The organism is Amycolatopsis thermalba (assembly GCF_003385215.1).
In the GTDB taxonomy this organism is placed as follows: domain Bacteria; phylum Actinomycetota; class Actinomycetes; order Mycobacteriales; family Pseudonocardiaceae; genus Amycolatopsis_E; species Amycolatopsis_E thermalba.
The window spans coordinates 25,949-43,744 of the sequence record NZ_PQHW01000056.1 but is presented as its reverse complement, the minus strand read 5'-3'; the positions used below and the strand labels follow the sequence as shown (position 1 = coordinate 43,744).

The 17,796-nt window shown below is 72.0% G+C and carries 15 protein-coding genes and 2 pseudogenes; 9 read left to right on the top strand and 8 right to left on the bottom strand.

Going from position 1 to position 17,796, the window contains the following annotated elements:
- Positions 1 to 132: 132 nt before the first annotated feature.
- The 5 genes from D0D15_RS21570 to tig all read right to left on the bottom strand — a co-directional run bounded on the left by D0D15_RS21570 (position 133) and on the right by tig (position 4,901).
- Entirely contained in the window at positions 133 to 534 is a 402-nt protein-coding gene (locus D0D15_RS21570; RefSeq protein ID WP_094007764.1) for a hypothetical protein, read from the bottom strand.
- A gap of 42 nt (positions 535 to 576) precedes the next feature.
- Positions 577 to 1,872 (bottom strand): ATP-dependent Clp protease ATP-binding subunit ClpX, encoded by a 1,296-nt coding sequence (gene clpX / locus D0D15_RS21565; RefSeq protein ID WP_094007765.1) that lies wholly within the window; start codon positions 1,870 to 1,872, stop codon positions 577 to 579.
- A gap of 227 nt (positions 1,873 to 2,099) precedes the next feature.
- On the bottom strand, positions 2,100 to 2,729 hold the full coding sequence (locus D0D15_RS21560) for an ATP-dependent Clp protease proteolytic subunit (RefSeq protein ID WP_094007766.1): 630 nt from the start codon (positions 2,727 to 2,729) through the stop codon (positions 2,100 to 2,102).
- Between the two features lie 26 nt (positions 2,730 to 2,755).
- Positions 2,756 to 3,370, bottom strand: a complete 615-nt coding sequence (locus D0D15_RS21555) for an ATP-dependent Clp protease proteolytic subunit (protein WP_094007767.1) — start codon at positions 3,368 to 3,370, stop codon at positions 2,756 to 2,758.
- A gap of 142 nt (positions 3,371 to 3,512) precedes the next feature.
- Positions 3,513 to 4,901 (bottom strand): trigger factor, encoded by a 1,389-nt coding sequence (gene tig / locus D0D15_RS21550; RefSeq protein ID WP_094007768.1) that lies wholly within the window; start codon positions 4,899 to 4,901, stop codon positions 3,513 to 3,515.
- A 219-nt stretch (positions 4,902 to 5,120) separates the two neighbouring features.
- On the opposite strand from tig, the gene D0D15_RS21545 reads away from it, so the two are divergent.
- A complete protein-coding gene (locus tag D0D15_RS21545) occupies positions 5,121 to 6,668 on the top strand; it encodes an FAD-binding oxidoreductase (protein WP_094007769.1) in 1,548 nt (515 codons plus the stop codon).
- Positions 6,669 to 6,672: 4 nt separating this feature from the next.
- On the opposite strand, the gene D0D15_RS21540 is transcribed toward D0D15_RS21545, so the two are convergent.
- The gene (locus D0D15_RS21540) at positions 6,673 to 7,002 is read right to left on the bottom strand and encodes an SRPBCC family protein (RefSeq protein WP_094007770.1); all 330 of its coding nucleotides are present in this window, start codon (positions 7,000 to 7,002) and stop codon (positions 6,673 to 6,675) included.
- 51 nt (positions 7,003 to 7,053) lie between these two features.
- Between D0D15_RS21540 and D0D15_RS21535 the strand changes: the two genes are divergently transcribed.
- A complete protein-coding gene (locus D0D15_RS21535; RefSeq protein ID WP_094007771.1) occupies positions 7,054 to 7,461 on the top strand; it encodes a MarR family winged helix-turn-helix transcriptional regulator in 408 nt (135 codons plus the stop codon).
- On the opposite strand, the gene D0D15_RS21530 is transcribed toward D0D15_RS21535, so the two are convergent.
- Together D0D15_RS21530 and D0D15_RS21525 are read right to left on the bottom strand one after the other, a co-directional pair.
- On the bottom strand, positions 7,458 to 8,603 hold the full coding sequence (locus D0D15_RS21530) for an MFS transporter (RefSeq protein WP_094007772.1): 1,146 nt from the start codon (positions 8,601 to 8,603) through the stop codon (positions 7,458 to 7,460). The two genes, D0D15_RS21535 and D0D15_RS21530, sit on opposite strands and share 4 nt — an antisense overlap.
- The gene (locus D0D15_RS21525; protein WP_094007773.1) at positions 8,600 to 9,499 is read right to left on the bottom strand and encodes an NAD(P)/FAD-dependent oxidoreductase; all 900 of its coding nucleotides are present in this window, start codon (positions 9,497 to 9,499) and stop codon (positions 8,600 to 8,602) included. The genes D0D15_RS21530 and D0D15_RS21525 overlap by 4 nt, the downstream gene beginning before the upstream one ends.
- Positions 9,500 to 9,591: 92 nt before the next feature.
- Here D0D15_RS21525 and D0D15_RS21520 point away from each other — a divergent pair, with 92 nt between their 5' ends.
- The 7 genes and pseudogenes from D0D15_RS21520 (at position 9,592) to D0D15_RS21485 (ending at position 17,795) form a co-directional block, all read left to right on the top strand.
- A complete protein-coding gene (locus D0D15_RS21520; protein WP_094007774.1) occupies positions 9,592 to 10,170 on the top strand; it encodes a helix-turn-helix domain-containing protein in 579 nt (192 codons plus the stop codon).
- A gap of 420 nt (positions 10,171 to 10,590) precedes the next feature.
- The gene (locus D0D15_RS21510) at positions 10,591 to 12,102 is read left to right on the top strand and encodes a sensor histidine kinase (RefSeq protein ID WP_115944688.1); all 1,512 of its coding nucleotides are present in this window, start codon (positions 10,591 to 10,593) and stop codon (positions 12,100 to 12,102) included.
- On the top strand, positions 12,099 to 13,958 hold the full coding sequence (locus D0D15_RS21505) for an ArnT family glycosyltransferase (RefSeq protein WP_094007776.1): 1,860 nt from the start codon (positions 12,099 to 12,101) through the stop codon (positions 13,956 to 13,958). Before D0D15_RS21510 ends, D0D15_RS21505 begins: the two co-directional genes overlap by 4 nt.
- Positions 13,959 to 14,007: 49 nt before the next feature.
- Positions 14,008 to 15,047, top strand: a pseudogene (locus D0D15_RS21500) (glycosyltransferase).
- Positions 15,048 to 15,086: 39 nt separating this feature from the next.
- Positions 15,087 to 16,453: pseudogene (locus D0D15_RS21495) on the top strand (glycosyltransferase family 39 protein); the annotation flags it as partial.
- 111 nt (positions 16,454 to 16,564) lie between these two features.
- Positions 16,565 to 17,284, top strand: coding sequence for a PP2C family protein-serine/threonine phosphatase (locus D0D15_RS21490; protein WP_094007777.1), 720 nt, complete (start codon positions 16,565 to 16,567; stop codon positions 17,282 to 17,284).
- A 28-nt stretch (positions 17,285 to 17,312) separates the two neighbouring features.
- Positions 17,313 to 17,795, top strand: a complete 483-nt coding sequence (locus tag D0D15_RS21485; protein ID WP_094007778.1) for a YbjN domain-containing protein — start codon at positions 17,313 to 17,315, stop codon at positions 17,793 to 17,795.
- The last annotated feature ends 1 nt before the right edge of the window (position 17,796 follow it).

The window sequence follows — 17,796 nt, the reverse complement described above, 5'->3', positions numbered from 1 at the left end:
TGTTGATAAGAGACAGGTGGGGGTGTGGGGCGTGTTCGGTCCGCTCGCGTTGCCGGCCGGCGGTTTGTTGGGCTGCCGCGCGGACAGCCGAGTGCCGGTTCCCTTGCATTGCCGGCCGCCGGCAGTGCCAGGTCAGCTGACCCAGCGGCCCACCACCGACAGCAGCCACAACCCGAACAGCGTCGCCGCGAAGAGTACGCATGACCAGCGCAGCAAGGGGCGGTACTCGGTGCCTGCTGCGCGTACCCGGCGGAGCGCGTAGAAGCCCAGGCCGAGCACGGGGAGCGGGATCAGGGGCAGCGCCGAGAGCCGCACGGGGGCGGCGATCACGCAGGCCGCCGTCATCAGCCCCAACAGCACCAGCGTGACCTTGTACAGCGCCGCGCTGCTCAGGTACGGCGCGACGATCCGGAACGTCAGATCGCTGATGCCGCGCACGTCGTCCCGCCCCTCCGGAACGACGGTGTCCCCGGCCTCGGCCGGAGCGGTGCCCTCGCCGGCACCCGAACGGGGACCAGCCCCCTCCACGCTCATCGGACTAGCTTAGCGAGCGCGGCGGAACCGCCTTCACGCAGATCAGGCCGTTTTCTCGCCACGTTCGCTGCTGCGGCGCCGCGAGGGCTGGCGCGACACGATCGTGGGATTGACGTTCTCGCGGACCGTCTGCTCGGTGATGACGACCTTGGCGACGTCGGTGCGGCTCGGGATGTCGTACATCACCGGCTGCAGCACCTCCTCCATGATCGCGCGCAGGCCGCGGGCGCCCGTGCCACGCAGCACTGCCTGGTCGGCGATGGCCTCCAGCGCCGTCTTGGTGAACTCCAGCTCGACGTTGTCCATCTCGAACAACTTCTTGTACTGCTTCACCAGGGCGTTGCGCGGCTCGGTGAGGATCCGGACCAGCGAGTGCTTGTCCAGGTGCGTCACGTTCGCCACGACCGGGAGACGGCCGATGAACTCCGGGATCAGCCCGAACTTGATCAGATCCTCGGGCATCGTGTCGGAGAAGACGTCGCTCTCGTCGATCTCGGCCTTCGTGCGGATCTCGGCACCGAAGCCCAGGCCGCGCTTGCCGACCCGCTCGTTGATGATCTTCTCCAGGCCCGCGAACGCACCCGCCACGATGAACAACACGTTCGTGGTGTCGATCTGGATGAACTCCTGGTGCGGGTGCTTGCGCCCGCCCTGCGGCGGCACCGACGCCGTCGTGCCCTCCAGGATCTTCAGCAGCGCCTGCTGCACACCCTCACCCGACACGTCCCGGGTGATCGACGGGTTCTCCGACTTGCGGGCGATCTTGTCGACCTCGTCGATGTAGATGATGCCCGTCTCGGCGCGCTTGACGTCGTAATCCGCCGCCTGGATCAGCTTCAGCAGGATGTTCTCGACGTCCTCGCCGACGTACCCGGCCTCGGTCAGCGCCGTGGCGTCCGCGATGGCGAACGGCACGTTCAGCATCTTGGCCAGGGTCTGCGCGAGGTAGGTCTTGCCGCAGCCGGTGGGCCCGAGCAGCAGGATGTTCGACTTCGCCAGCTCGACCGGCTCGTCCTTGGCGTCCTTCGGACCGGTCTTGTCCTCGGACTGGATGCGCTTGTAGTGGTTGTACACCGCCACGGCGAGCGTCCGCTTGGCGTCGCTCTGGCCGATGATGTACTGGTCGAGGAACTCGTGGATGTCGAGCGGCTTGGGCAGCTCGTCGAGCTTCACCTCGCCGGCCTCGGCCAGCTCCTCCTCGATGATCTCGTTGCACAGGTCGATGCACTCATCGCAGATGTAGACGCCAGGTCCGGCGATGAGCTTCTTCACCTGTTTCTGGCTCTTCCCGCAGAAAGAACACTTCAGCAGGTCCCCGCCGTCGCCGATCCGTGCCATGACCGTAGACCTGTTCCCCTCCGGTGCACCTGCCGGCACACCTGATCGTGTTCCTGCCCTCACCGCCGAGCCAGCGGGAAAAATGGCCGCTGCCCCTAGACGGTACCCGCCCGGAGCGCCGCGCGGGAGGACCAGCGGGCGCCGGGCGCCCCGAGACCCTAAACCGGGGGACGGGGCGTGCCGGGTAGGACACGCACCGGCCCGGGCCAGAGTCCCGGGGCCAGGACTCAGCCGATCTGCGACGCCTTGCGGTACGGCAGCACCTCGTCGATAATGCCGTACTCCTTGGCCTGCTCGGCCGTCAGGATCTTGTCCCGCTCGATGTCCGCGCGGACCTCGTCGGCGGTCTTGTTCGTGTGCTTGGACAGCGTGGTCTCCATCAGGCGGCGCACCCGCTGGATCTCGTTGGCCTGGATCTCCAGGTCCGAGACCTGCCCGTAGGTGCCCTCGGTGGCCGGCTGGTGGATCAGCACGCGGGCGTTGGGCAGCGCGAGCCGCTTGCCCTTGGTACCGGCCGCCAGCAGGACCGCGGCCGCGGAGGCGGCCTGGCCCAGCGCGACGGTCTGGATGTCCGGGCGCACGAACTGCATGGTGTCGTAGATCGCCATCAGCGAGGTGAACGAGCCACCCGGCGAGTTGATGTAGATCGTGATGTCGCGGTCCGGGTCCTCGTGCTCGAGGTGCAGCAGCTGGGCCATCACGTCGTTGGCCGACGCGTCGTCCACCTGCACACCGAGGAAGATGACCCGCTCCTCGTACAGCTTGTTGTACGGGTTCGATTCCTTGACGCCGTAGCTGGTGCGCTCCACGTACGACGGCAGGATGTACCGGGACTGCGGAAGCTGGAAGTTGTTCATGAGAGCTTTCTCCTCGTCAGGCCCGGTCAGCGGCTGCCGTTGCTGGACGGGAGCTGGTTCTCCCGGGTGAGGACGTGGTCGACGAAGCCGTACTCCCGCGCCTCCTCGGCGGTGAACCAGCGGTCCCGGTCGCCGTCGGCGATGATCTGCTCGACCGTCTGACCGGTCTGATCGGCGGTGATCCGGGCCAGCTCCTGCTTCCACTTGCCGAAGACCTCGGCCTGGATCGCGATGTCGGATGCGGTGCCGCCGACACCGGCCGACGGCTGGTGCATCAGGATGCGCGCGTGCGGGAGCGAGTAGCGCTTCCCGGGGGCGCCCGAGGACAGCAGGAACTGCCCCATCGAGGCGGCCAGGCCCATCGCGTAGGTCGCCACGTCCGGCTCGATGAGCTGCATCGTGTCGTAGATGGCGAACCCGGCGGTCACCGAGCCGCCCGGCGAGTTGATGTAGAAGCGGATGTCCGACTCGGAGTCCTCCGCGGACAGCAGCAGGAGCTGCGCGGTGATCCGGTTCGCCACCTCGTCGTTGACCTCGGAGCCGAGGACGACGATGCGCTCCTGGAGCAGCCGCTCGTACACCGAGTCGGTCAGATTGAGGCCCGCGGTCGAGCTGCGTGCCTCTGCCTTGTGCTGCGTCACGTCTGCCTGCCTTTTCACCGCTGTGGCTCTCCCGGGGAGGGAGATCCACTGTGCACTGTCGAAGATGCTGAGATCTTGTAACCGACCCTAACGAACTCGGGCGGCCCGGCATGCCCGGTACCGCCCAAGTTCGCTGACAGCTTTATTTCTCGGAAGCAGCCGCGGGTTCCTCGGTGACCTCGGTCTCAGTGGTGGCCGCGGGGGCCTCCTCCTCGTCCCCGAAGAGGTCGCTCAGGTCGATCTCGGCGCCGGAGGCGTCGGTGACCGTCGCCTTGCGCACGATCGAGGCCAGCGCCTTGCCGCGGCGCACGTCGGCGAAGATCGCGGACAGCTGGCCGGACTGCTGGGCCCGCTGCACGTACTCGTCCGGGCTGATGCCGAAGCGCTGGGCCTGGTAGATGATCCGCTCGGTCAGCTCGGCGTCGCCCACCTGGACCTGCTCGGCGTCGGCGACGGTGTCCAGCAGCAGCTGGGTGCGCACCGCCTTCTCCGCCTCGGTCTGCAGCTCGGCGTGGAACTCCTCGAGGGTCTTGCCCTGGGTCTCCAGCACCTTGGCGAGGTTCTCCTCGCTGTGGTCCAGGTCGTGGATCGCGTCGTGCTTGCGGTTCTCGACCTCGGCCTCGACGACCTTCTCCGGCAGCGGGACGTCGACGGTCTCCAGCAGCTCGTCCAGGATCTTGTCGCGGGCCTGCACGCCCTGCTGGACCTTCTTCATCTTGCCGAGGCGCTCGCGCAGGTCGGACTTGAGCTCGTCGATGGTGTCGAACTCGCTCGCCAGCTGGGCGAACTCGTCGTCGGCCTCGGGGAGCTCGCGCTCCTTGACGCTCTGCACGGTCACCGACACCTCGGCGTCGCGGCCGGCGTACTCACCCGCCACCAGCTTGGTGGTGAAGGTCTTGGTCTCGCCCTCGTTCGCGCCGATGATGGCCTCGTCGATGCCCTCGACCAGCTGGCCCGAACCGATCTCGTAGGACAGGCCGGTGGTGGCGGCCTCCTCGACCTCCTGGCCGTCGACGGTGGCCGACAGGTCGATCGACACGAAGTCGCCGTCCTGGGCGGGGCGCTCGGCGCCCTTGAGGGTGCCGAAGCGGGCCCGGAGGTTGTCCAGCTCGGCCTCGACCTCCTCGTCGGTCACCTCGACGTCGTCGACGCTGACCGACAGGCCGCTGAAGTCGGGGAGGGTGATCTCCGGGCGGATGTCCACCTCGGCGGTGAACTCCAGCACCTCACGGTCCTCGAGCTTGGTCACCTCGAAGTCGGGCTGGCCGAGGGTGCGCACCTCGCCGGCCCGGACCGCCTCCAGGTACTTCGCCGGGATGGCCTCGTTGACGACCTCATCGAGCACCGGCGCGCGGCCGATCCGGCTCTCCAGGACGCGGGCGGGCACCTTGCCGGGCCGGAAGCCCGGGATGCGGACCTGCGAGGCGATCTTCGAGTAGGCGCGGTCGAAGTTCGGTTTGAGTTCGTCGAACGGCACCTCGACATTGATCTTGACTCGCGTCGGGCTGAGCTGCTCGACGGTGCTCTTCAACGTGTTCTCCTCGAGCCGTGAAAACCTGGTTTTCGGGTGGTAGCCGACAAGCGGGCACGGCGGTGCCCAAAGGCCGAGTCTAGGCCAGCGACTTGACAGCACCGGCCGGACCCTGCTTCCCCGGCCGCCGGGTCCGGGCGCGGACTCTCCGTTTACATTTCCACACGCTTTGTCTACCGTCTTGGTCCAGCCGTCCCGCCGTCCCCAGGAGCCCGGTTCGTGACAGCCGATGCCCAGGTCCAGGGCGTTCCGCAGGCTCTGGCGGAACCCCGGACGCGCCTGCCGGTGGTGGTCGTGCCGACCGCCGGGCTGCTGGTCGCCGGGCTCGCGCTGTGGGGCTGGGCGACGCTGCTCGCGCTCGTCTGGCACTCACCGGCGTGGGTGACCGTCCCGCTGCACACCCTCGCCGTGGTCGCCCTCTTCACCGTGCTGCACGAGGCCGCGCACCACGCGGCGGGCAGCCTCACGTGGGTGAACGAGGTGCTCGGCCGGCTGACGGTGCCGTTCGTGTCGCCGTTCGGCGGCTTCCCCGCGGCCCGGTACGTGCACCTGACCCAGCACCGGTCCGGCTCGCCGGAGCACCTCACGCCGTGGAACACGCGCGGCCCGGCGTGGACGCTCCCGGCGCGCTGGGCGACCGTCGACCTCTGGTACGCGTGGCGCTACCTGTCCACACCCGGGCGGCCGACCGCGGAGAGCGCCGAGATGCTCGCGATGCTCGTGTTCCTGCCGTGCGTGCTGGCCGCCGTGGTCGGCACCGGGCACGGGTGGGAGCTGGCGGTGGTCTACCTGCTGCCGCAGCGGCTCGCGCTCACGCTCGTGTCGTGGTGCCACGACTGGCATCCCCGGCGGCGGCCGACCGGCTACCACCGGATGCACGCCGAGCGGCCCAGCCAGCCGTTCTACCGCTACGCCGCGATCCCCGCGCCGCGTGCGCCGGAGCCGCCGGCGTCGGTCGCCGAGGCGCCGCCCGCGGAGTTCCACCCGCTGACCGTCACCGGCGTGCGGTGGCTGACCGGGGAGGCCGTCGCGGTCACCCTCGCCGTGCCGGAGGGGCTGCGCGAGGTGTTCCGGTTCGCGCCGGGGCAGCACCTGGTGCTGCGGGCCGAGATCGGCGGCGAGCCGGTGGAGCGCAGCTACGCGATCTGCGCGTGCCCGGACGAGCCGGAGCTGCGGGTGGCGATCAAGCGGGTGCCCGGCGGGCGGTTCTCGGAATACGCGACGGGGTTGCGGCTCGGCGACCGGGTCCTGGCCCGGCCGCCGTCCGGGACGTTCACCCTGCGCTCGCGGCCGCGGCACGTGGTGGCCGTGGCGGCGGGTTCGGGGATCGCCCCGGTGCTGCCGGTCGTGGTGCACCTGCTGGAGACCTCGCCCCGCAGCCGGGTGACGCTGCTGTACGTGAACCGGTCGGGGGACGACGCGCTGTTCGCCGACGAGCTGTCGGAATACACGCGCCGCTTCGAGGGGCGGCTGCGGGTGACCCACTACCGGACCGACGAGCGCGACCCGTCGCTGCGCTACTCGCGGGGGTCGCGGCCGTTCGACAGCATCGGGCAGGCGCTGGCGATCTCGTACGAGCGGTACGTGCCGGGCGGGCTGGACCCGGGGCGCATCCGGGCGCTGCTGGAGGTGCGCCTGCACCCGGCGAAGGTGGACGAGTGGCTGGTGTGCGCGCCGTCCGAGGTCGCCGGGCCGGTGCGGGCCGCGCTGGCCGAGCACGGGGTGCCGGACGACGTCGTGCACGTGGAGCACTTCCACCGGCCCTGAGCGCTCACTCGCAGAGCGCGCGCACGGTCTCCAGTTCGCCCCGCACGACCGACGCCTGCTCCGCGACCGCGGTCTCCGGCGTGCCGTCCGGGAAGAACATCGTGAACTGGTACTCCGCGCCCGGGCCGTTGGGCAGCACGCGGGTGTAGACGCCGGCGTCCGGGTTGTCGGCGGCGAAGAAGTCGACGGTGCCGTGCTCGCGGGAGGCGCGGACGTTCACCCGCGTGGCGTCCACGCCGGGAGCCCACTTGGGCAGCTGCCCGGGGTCGGACACGAGGTCGAAGACGGTCTGGGGCGCGGCGGCGATCGAGATGGACTCGGTGATTGTCTGCATGCGCAGGTCGTACGCGCTTGCGTATCGTTTTGTCACTCTACGATTCGGGGCGTGACGGATCTCGGCGCTTCGCTGGCGCGCATCGTGCGGCGGTTGATGAAGGCGGAAGAGCCCGTGCTGCGTGAACACGGGCTCTCGATGTGGGCGTACGCGGCGTTGTCGAGCCTCGCCGAGCGCCCGGCGACGTCGCAGCTCGCGCTGGCGAAGGCCATCGGTTACGACAAGACCCGCCTGATCGGCCTGCTGGACGAACTCGCCGAGGCCGGTCTGGTCGTGCGCGAGCGGGACCCGGCCGACCGGCGCTCCCACATCGTGCGGCTGACCCCGGACGGCGAAGCCCGCCACGCCGCGGCCCGGGCCGGCATCCGCGCGCTGGAGGACGAACTGCTCGGCGCGCTGAGCGCGGCCGAGCAGCGTGCGTTCCGCGCGATGCTGGCCCGGATCGCGGACGAGGCCTAGCGCCGGTCGAGCCGGATCAGCGGCACCGCGGCGGCGGCGAGCGCGGCCCCGATCAGGCAGACCGAGGTGAGCGGCGCGCCCCGGCTCAGCGCGGCGGCCGCCAGGACCGGGGTGATGCTGATGCCCAGCTGGAACGCCGACACGGTGGTGGCGCCGGCCAGCGTCGGCGCGTCCGCCGCCACGGTGAAGACGCGCCCGTAGATCGCCGGGTTCAGCACAAACGCCGCCACGCCGAGCAGGAAGACCACCGGCACCACCACCCATCCGTGCCGGACCGCGACAGCCATCACCACCGACAGGACCACGATCGCGGCGGCACCCGTGACCAGCGCGAGGTGCGGACGCCGGTCGGACACGCGGCCGCCGATCGACAGCCCGGCGAACGCGCCGGCCCCGAAGAGCGCGAGGATCGCCGGGATCCACACCCCGGGCACGGTGAGCATGGCCGCCAGGTAGTTGAACGTGATCATGTAGGCGGCCGTGGTCAGGATCGTGATCGCGAACAGGCGCCACAACGCCGGTTTCCGCATGGTCGCCAGTTCGCGCGCCACGCTGGGCCGGGCCGCGTGGTTCGGCGCCGCCGGGATGCCGAGCAGGCACCCGCCGATCCCGGCGACCGTGAGCGCCGCCACCGCCCAGAAGCCGCCGCGCCAGTCGGTGAAGTGACTCAGCAGCGTGCCCGCGGGCCCTCCGGCGACCATCGCCACGCTGAGCCCGCTCACCACGACCCCGGAGGCGCGGGCGGTCCGGTCGGGTGTCACCAGGCTGATCGCGGTCACCGACGCCACCGCGAAGAATCCGGCGTAGGCGATGCCGGAGACCGCCCGGCTGACCAGCAGCACGGGGTAGTCGCCGAGCAGCCCGGCGACCACGCTCGCGGCGAAGACGGCCTGGGTCACGACCAGCGTGGCGCGGCGGGGCCGGCGCAGGCTGAGCACGGCGAACGGCGGCCCGCCGAGCACCACCCCGAGCGCGAACGCGGTGATCAGGAACCCGGCGGACGACAGCGGGACGTCCAGGTCGGTGGCCACCGCGGGCAGCACCCCGGCCAGCAGGAACTCCGCGGTGCCCATCGCGAAGAGGCTGAACCCGAGCAGGTAGACCCCGGCGGGCAGCCGGTTGCGGGTCTGCGTGGCGATCATCGGGCCGCGCCCCCGGCGAGCTCCCGCTCCAGCAGCCAGGAGGACATGGCGATGGCCGCGGTGCCACCCGCCCCCGCGGCCGCGACGACCTGCGCCCTCGGGTTGACCACGTTTCCGGCGGCCCACAGGCCGGGCACGTCCGTGGCCCCCTGGCGGTCGACGTCGACGAGCCCGCTCCCGGGGTCACGGCGCGCCCCGAGCGCGTTGAGCACGGCGTCGTGCGGCACCGGCCGGGACTGGACGAAGATCGCGTCGCAGGTGAGCGTCCCGCCGTCGTCGAGGTCAAGGGTGAGCCCGTCGCTAACCCGCGTGACGCGCGCGTCGACCACGCGCACGCCGTACGCGGTGAGGCGGTGCCGCTCGGCGGGGCCGACTTCGGTGCCGTGGGGGCAGAACGTGACCGAGGGGCTGTGCCGGCGCATCAGCGCGGCCAGATGGGCGCTGCCGATGACCACCACCGCCCGCCCCCGCACCTCGTAGCCGTGGCAGTGCGGGCAGTGGTGCACCTCGGACGCCCACCGCTCGGCCAGCCCCGGGATGTCCGGCAGCTCGTCGGTCAGCCCGGTGGCGACGAGCACCGAGCGCGCCCGCAGGACGCGGTCGTCGCCGAGCCGGATCTCGAACGTGCCGTCCGGGTCGCGCCGGGCGGCGGCCACCGCGGCCCGCTCGACGGTGCCGCCGTAGCGGGTGAACTCGTCGCGCCCGGTGGCGAGGAACTCCTTGGGCGCCATGCCGTCCCGGGTCAGGTAGCCGTGCATGTGGCCGGCGGGCCCGTTCCGCGGCTCGCCGGCGTCGACGACCAGGGTCGCGAACCGCGCCCGCGCCAGCACCACCCCCGCCGACAGACCGGCCGCCCCGCCGCCGATGATCACCGCGTCCCACAGTGTGTTCTCCATGTCGGATCACCTCCGCCACGAGCATCCGGAGATCCGGCCGGTCCCGACAACGAACGTTGCCAAAACCGGGACGCCTTGGTTCACTGCGTGCCGTGGACTCACAACCGGCCGTCGGCGCCGTCATCGAGCAGATCGCACCCCGGCTGCGGCGCGCCCGGGAACGGAAGGGCGTCAGCCTGACCGATCTCGCGCGGACCACGGGGATCTCGACGAGCACCTTGTCCCGGCTGGAATCGGGGCAGCGCAAGCCGAGCCTGGAACTGCTGCTGCCGGTCACCACGGCGCTGGGCATCCCGCTCGACGAGATCGTCGCCGCGCCCCGGATCGTCGATCCACGCGTGCCGCAGGAGCCGACGCGCAAGGACGGCCGGGTGCTGATCCCGTTGTCGCGGCACCAGGGCGAGCCGCGGGCGTACAAGATGATCATCCCCGCGCACGACGAGGAACCGCACCTGCGCACCCACGCCGGCTACGAATGGCTCTACGTGCTGCGCGGGCGGCTGCGGGTCCGGCTGGGCGACCACGACTTCGTGATGGCCGCAGGCGAAGCGGCCGAGTTCGACTGCCAGATCCCGCACTGGTTCGGCGCGGCCGGCCGGGGCGGCGTCGAGGTGCTCAGCCTGTTCGGCCGGCAGGGCGAACGCATCCACCTCCGCGCGCGGGCCCGCTAGCGGCGCAACCACGGAAGTCGTGCTCCACACCGGCCACCGTCGCGCCGTGGACCGAGGTCAGCTCGAACCCGAGTCCGCGGTGCCGTCGTCGCGGCGTGGGAGGACGCCCTGCTGGCTGCCGCCGGGGGTGCCGGTGCCGGCCTGGTCGCCCTCGGTCAGCGTGTGGGCGGTGTAGCCGCCGTTGCCGTCGGAGACGACGTACTCGCCGTGCAGCGCGTTCCGTCGCCGAGGCGTCGGCCGACCCGCCGGCCGCGTAGATCGCGACGGCGATCGCAGCGACGGTCTTGCGCGTCGACCACTTCAGCGGCTCCGCTGTGCGCGGACTGTGGGAGCGCCAAAGGATTTCTGTGCCCGGCCGGACACAGCCGCCGCACAGGAACTCCACAAGGACTCCACACGATCCGGGCGGATCGTCGTGGCATGACCCCGCACCCGCGGGCCGGGACGCGACCGCGGCGCGTCCGGCCGCTGCGGACCAAGCTGATCGCGGCACTCGTCGCGCTGCTCACCGTGGTGTGCCTGGTGGTCGGCGTGATCAGCGAGTTCGCGCTGAGCAGGTTCCTCACCCAGCAGGTCGACGCGCAGGTGCGCGACGCGGTCGAGCGGACCCGGCACTTCGACGGGCCGGCCGGCGACGATCCGCTGCACATCCCGGGCACCGCGGAGGGCACGCTGTACGCGCAGCTCTCCGGCGGCCAGGTCCGCGCGGCGGCGACCCTCGCCCAGATCCCGGGTTCGCCGGAGAACGAGGCCCAAGCGCTGCCCGCCACCGACGCCGTGGCCCTGCTGGAGGTGCCGGTCGACGGTCACGCACACACGATTTCGCTGTCCGGCGGCGACTACCGGGTGATCGCGACGATCGACGACGGCGCCGTGCTGATCCTCGGCCTGCCCTTGGACCAGGCCGAGGACACGCTGGTCACCGTCGGGATCATCCTGGCCGCGGTCGCCGCGATCGCCGTGCTGGGCGCGGGGTTCGTGGGCGCGTTCGTCGTGCGCCGGACCCTGCGCCCGCTGGACCGCGTGGCCGCGGCCGCGGCGCAGGTCGCCGGGCTGCCGCTGGACCGCCGCGACGTCGCGTTGTCGGTGCGCGTCCCGGTGACCGACACCGATCCCTCGACCGAGGTCGGGCAGGTCGGCCACGCACTGAACCGGATGCTCGTGCACATCGACAACGCGCTCGACGCCCGTGCGAACAGCGAGATGCGGGTGCGCCAGTTCGTCGCGGACGCCGGCCACGAGCTGCGCACCCCGCTCGCCGCGATCCGCGGGTACGCCGAGCTGACCCGGCGCGGCGGCGGGCGCGTGCCGCCGGAGATCGCGCACGCGATGAGCCGGGTCGAGTCCGAGGCCGACCGCATGACGACGCTGGTCGACGACCTGCTGCTGCTCGCCCGCCTGGACGCGGGCCGCCCGCTCGACGCCGGGGATGTCGACCTCACCCGCCTGGTCGCCGACGCGGTCGGCGACGCGCACATCACCGGGCCCGAGCACCGGTGGCGGCTCGAACTGCCGCCGGACCCGGTCGTGGTGACCGGCGACGCCCAGCGCCTGCACCAGGTGCTCGGCAACCTGCTCACCAACGGCCGCACCCACACCCCGCCCGGCACGACCGTGACCACGCGGCTCGCGGTGTCCGCGGACGGCACCGCGGTCCTGACCGTCACCGACGACGGCCCCGGGATCGCCCCCGGCCTGCTGCCGCACGTCTTCGAACGCTTCGCGCGCGGCGACTCCTCGCGCTCCCGCGCGGCCGGCAGCACCGGTCTCGGCATGGCGATCGTCGCCGCGGTGGTGCACGCGCACCACGGCACGGTCGGTGTCCACAGCAGACCCGGCCGCACCGAGTTCGAGGTGCGGCTGCCACGCACAGGTGTCGCACAGGAACGCCACAACGACGACCAAGCTCGGCCGGTGACAGTGACGTCATGACGGCCCTCGCCGAGCGTGACTCCGCACCCCCGACCCCCGAACCCGCCAGTCCGCGCCCCCGGCCGGTCTGGGTGCGCCCGGCGCTGGCCGGGCTGCTGCTGGTCACCACCGTGCTCTACCTGTGGGGACTGAGCGCGTCCGGCTGGGCCAACGCGTTCTACTCGGCCGCCGCGCAGGCCGGTGGCGAGAGCTGGCAGGCGTGGTTCTTCGGCTCCAGCGACGCGGCCAACGCGATCACCGTCGACAAGACGCCCGCCGCGTTGTGGGTGATGGGCCTGTCGGTGCGGCTGTTCGGGCTCAGCTCGTGGAGCGTCCTCGTGCCGCAGGCGCTGATGGGCGTCGGCTCGGTGTGGGCGCTGTTCGCGGCCGTGCGCCGGGTGTCCGGACCGGCCGCGGGCCTGCTGGGCGGCGCGGTGCTCGCGCTGACCCCGGTGGCCGCGCTGATGTTCCGGTTCGACAACCCGGACGCGCTGCTGGTGCTGCTGCTCGTGCTCGGCGCGTACTGCGTGGTGCGGGCGCTGGAGAAGGCGAGCCCGAAGTGGCTGGCGCTGGCCGGGGTCGCGGCCGGGTTCGGCTTCCTGGCGAAGATGCTGCAGGCGTTCCTGGTGCTGCCCGCGTTCGGGATCGCTTACCTGCTCGCGGCGCCCACGTCGCTGGGCAAGCGGCTGCTGCACCTGCTCGGTGCGCTGGGCGCGGTGGTCGTCTCGGCCGGCTGGTACCTCGCGGTCGCCGAGCTGTGGCCGGCGTCCGCGCGGCCCTACATCGGCGGTTCGCAGACCAACAGCATCCTCGAGCTGACCCTGGGCTACAACGGCGTCGGCCGGATCACCGGCGACGAGGTCGGCAGCCTGGGCGGCGCGCAAAGCGACGGCAGCTGGGCGCGGCTGTTCGGCAGCGAGATGGCCGGCGGGATCGCCTGGCTGCTGCCGGCGGCGGCGATCGCGCTCGGCGCGCTCGTCTGGCTGACCTGGCGCGCGCCGCGCACCGACCGCACGCGTGCCGCGGCGGTGCTGTGGGGCGGCTGGCTGGTCGTGACCGGTGGCGTGTTCAGCTTCATGAGCGGGATCATCCACCCGTACTACACGGTCGCGCTGGCCCCGGCGGTCGCCGCGCTCGCCGGGACCGGGGCCGTGCGGCTGTGGCGGGCGCGGGCGCACCCGACCGCGTCCGGGTTGCTGTCCAGCGGTGTCGGGCTCACCGCGCTGACCGCGTACTTGTTGCTGACGCGGGAATCCACGTGGCTGCCGTGGCTGAAGTACGTGGTGCTGCTGTCCGGGCTGGCCGCCGCGGTGCTGATCCTGGTGTCCGACCGGCTGCCGCGCGCCGGTGCCCGCGTGGTCGCGGTGGTGGCGCTGGTCGCTTCGCTGCTCGGGTCCGGCGCGTACACCGTCGCGACCGCGGCCACGCCGCACTCCGGGGCGATCCCCTCGGCCGGGCGGGACAGCGGCGGGTTCGGTGGGTTCGGCGGACGAGGCGGTCCTCGCGGCGGCGGTGTCGGCAGCCTGCTCATCACGACGACACCGAGCGCGGAGATGACCGCACTGCTGCAGGCCGACGCGGAGAACTACACGTGGGTGGCGGCCACGGTCGGCTCCAACCCCGCGGCGAGTTACCAGCTGGCGTCCGGCTTCCCGGTGATGGCGCTGGGCGGGTTCAACGGCACCGACCCGTCCCCGACGCTGGAGCAGTTCCAGGCCTACGTCGCCGACGGGCGGATCCACTACTTCATCGGCGAACCCACGGAGATCAACAGCACCGGCGGCAGCGACGCGGCGGAGGAGATCGCCGCATGGGTGGCGGCCACGTTCACGGCGACCACTGTGGACGGTGTCACGGTGTACGACCTGACTTCCTAGGCAGCACAAGACTTCTGCAAAGTCAGCGCACAGCCCCGGCACCACCAGCATCGACACCCGGACCGCCAACCCGGTTCTCGACGTCGTCATCCCGGTCCACAACGAGGAAACCGACCTCGAACCGAGTGTCCGCCGGCTGCACGCGCACCTGGTCGCCACCCTGCCCTACCGCTTCCGCATCACCATCGCCGACAACGCGAGCACCGACACCACCCTGCTGGTGGCCGAACGGCTCGCGCGCGAGTTCGCCGAGGTCGAGGTGCACCACCTGGACCTCAAGGGCCACGGGCGCGCGCTCAACGCCGTCTGGTCCGCCTCCGACGCCCAGGTGCCGGCCTACCTGGATGTCGACCTGTCGACCGATCTCGCCGCGCTGGCGCCGCTCGTCGCCCCGCTGATCTCCGGGCACTCGGACGTCGCGATCGGCTCGCGGCTCGCCCGCGGCGCGCGTGTGGTGCGCGGAGTGCTGCCGCTGGTCGAGGACACCGGCTGGTTCTTCGAGACCGAACTGCTCGTCCTCGCGCAGCGCGCCGGCCTGCGCATCCACGAGGTCCCGGTGGACTGGGTCGACGACCCGGACTCGTCGGTGGACATCGTCGCGACCGCCACCGCCGACCTCAAGGGCGTGGCCCGCCTGCTGCGCAGCGTTCCCAAGGGCACGCTGCCGATCGGTGTCTCGGCGCCCGGGGTGCCACCACGGCTCGCCACGCAACTGGTCCGCTTCGCCGCGATCGGCGTCGGCAGCACGCTGGCCTACCTCGTGCTGTTCCTGGTGCTGCGCCTGGGCACGGGAGCCCAGCTCGCCAACTTCCTGGCCCTGGGCGTCACCGCGATCGCCAACACGCCGCCAACCGCCGGTTCACCTTCGGCGTGCGCGGCGCGAAGGGCGCGGGACGGCACCAGTTCGAGGGCCTGATCGTGTTCGGGCTCGGGCTCGTCCTCACCAGCGGATCGCTCGCGCTGCTGCACGGCCTCACCGCGCCCGGGCTCGCGCTCGAGCTGACCGTCCTGGTGCCGGCGAACCTCGCCGCCGTCCTGCGATTCGTCCTGCTGCGCGGCTGGGTGTTCCACCCGCGCCGGCAGCGCTGACCCGGTCCACCAACGAGCGGGAGTTCACCCCATGACCCCAGCTTCACCGTGCTGGCGCCGCAGGCGCTGATGGGCGTCGCCTCGGTCGGGTTGCTGTACGCGACCGTGAAGCGCACGTCCGGTCCCGTGGCAGGGTTGTTCGCCGGGGCCGCGTTCGCGCTGACACCGGTGGCCGTGCTGATGTTCCGGTTCAACAACCCGGACGCGCTGCTGGTGCTGCTGCTCCTCGCGGGCGCCTACTGCACCGTGCGGGCCACCGAGAAGGCCAGCGGGAAGTGGCTCGCGCTGGCGGGTGTGGCGATCGGCTTCGCGTTCCTGACCAAGATGATGCAGGCGTTCCTGGTGCTCCCGGCGTTCGCGCTGGTGTACCTGGTGGCCGCCCCGGCTTCGGTGCGCCGCCGGGTGCTGCACCTGCTCGGCGCCCTGGTCGCCGTGGTCGTCTCGGCCGGCTGGTACGTCGCGCTGGTGGAGCTCTGGCCCGCGTCGGCCCGGCCCTACATCGGCGGCTCGACCACGAACAGCCTGCTGGAGCTGGCGCTGGGCTACAACGGCCTGGGCCGCATCTTCGGCGGTGACGGCAACACGGGCGGCGGCGGCACCGGCTTCGGCGGCCGCACCCGCGTCTTCCGGATGTTCGGCTCCGCCTTCGGCACCGAGTTCTCCTGGCTGCTGCCCGCCGCGGTGCTCGGCCTGGTCGCCGGGCTGTGGTTCACCCGGCGCGCGCACCGACCGCACCCGGCTGTCGCTGCTGCGGTGGGGCGGCTGGCTCGTGGTGACGGCGGGCGTGTTCAGCTTCATGAGCGGCACGGTCCACCCGTACTACTCGGTCGCGCTGGCCCCGGCGATCGCCGCGCTGATCGCGATCGCGGGCCGGGCGCTGTGGCGGGTCCGGGCGAACTCCTCCGCCCGCGCGGTGCTGGCCGTGCTGGCCGCGGTCGCCGCGGTGTGGGACTAGATCCTGCTGGCCCGCACGCCGGACTACCTGCCGTGGCTGAAGTTCGCGGTCGTCGCGCTCGGGCTGCTGGTGTCGACCGGGTTGCTGGTCGGCGTAACGCAGTTCAAGCGGATCGGGACCGTGCTCGTCACGGCGGCGGTGCTGGTTTTCGGCCTGGGCGGCGCGGCGTATGCGGTGACTACCGCGAGCGTCGCGCACACCGGCTCCACCCCGGCGTCCGGCCCGGTCAGCAGCACGATGAGCGGCCTGGGCCGGGAGCTTTCCTCGGCGGAGCTCACCACGGCGCTGTCCCAGACCACGACCAAGCGGGCGGCGGCGGGTCGCAGTCGGCGGCAAGGCGGTCATCGCCATCGGCGGCTGGGACGGCGGCGACGACTCACCGACGCTGGAGCAGTTCCAGGCCTCCGTCGCGGCCGGCGAGATCAAGTACTACCCCGCCGACGGGCAGGGCATGCGGGCGCCGGTGAGTTGAGCTGACTCACAGCCCGGGTTCACGCCGGTCACAGGCTGACCTCAGGCGCGACGCGGAAAGTGGAGGTATAACAGCACGAAGGAGGTCACCATGTACCGCCTCACCTCCAGCCCCGTGTGGGCCACCGCGACCGCCCGCGGCCCGCGTTCGGTGAACGCCGACGCCACCGCGGCCTACACCGACCCGAGCACCGGGGAGGTCGTGTTCGCCCTGGCCGACGGCGTCGGGGACGAGCGGTCCGCCGCGCGGGCCGCCCAGGTCGCGGTGTCCACCGCCGTCCAGGTGCCCGCGTCGCAGGGCCCCGCGGCCGCGCTGGCCGCCGCCCAGCGGGCCGTGCGGGCGGAGGCGGCCGGCGACTGCGTGCTGGTGGTCGCGACCCCGTTCGACGGTGGTTACCGGGTGGCGTGGGTCGGGGACGTGCGGGCCTACGCCTGGAACGGCGGCTCGCTGCGGCAGCTGACCAGGGACCACACGGTGGCCCAGTACTTCCGCGATCGTGGCCAGGTGCCCACCCCCGGGATGGAGCACCTGGTCACGACCAGCGTGCGGACGGCGCGGCCGGAGGAGTTCGGCCGCGCGGAGGCGGTGGGCCCGGCGGGGCTCCTCCTGACCAGCGACGGCGTCCACAAGCCGCTGGCGCGTGCCGCGATGGCCGAGCTGCTGCGGGTGCCGGCGAACAGCGCGCAGGCCCTGGTGGACGCCGCACTGGCCGCGGGCGGCCGGGACAACGCGACCGCCCTGATGGCCGACCTGGCGCCCGCCCTGCCCGACCTGACGACCACCCCACTGCCGACGGCCACCCCGGCGTGAGCCGGCGGCATGCGGAAGGATCTCCACGATGACCACCGATCCCTCCCCCGTGCCGGACCTCGTCGTGCCCGACCAGGGCCTGGTCGAACAGCTCCTGGACCAGATCGACCTGAAGCACGCCCTCGACGAGGACGGCGACCTCGGCGCCGCGTGGGAGCACTACCGCATCTACTTCCTCTTCCGGGGCGAGCAGGAGAACCAGACCTACGCCGTGCGCGCCTTCTACGACCGCCCGCACGCCATCGAGCACAAGCCGATGCTGCTGGAGGCGATCGACGACTGGAACCGCCGCACGCTGTTCCCCAAGGTCTACACCCACACCGACGACGACGGGACGGTCCGCCTGATCGGCGAGGAGTCGATGCTGATCGGCACCGGTGTCGCGCTGGAACACTTCGTCAACAGCACGGTCAGCTGGATCCGCGCGTCGATGGAGTTCGACAAGTGGCTCGTCGAACACCTGGGTCTGGCGGCCGACCTCGACGGCGATTCGAAACCCGACGACGAGTGAC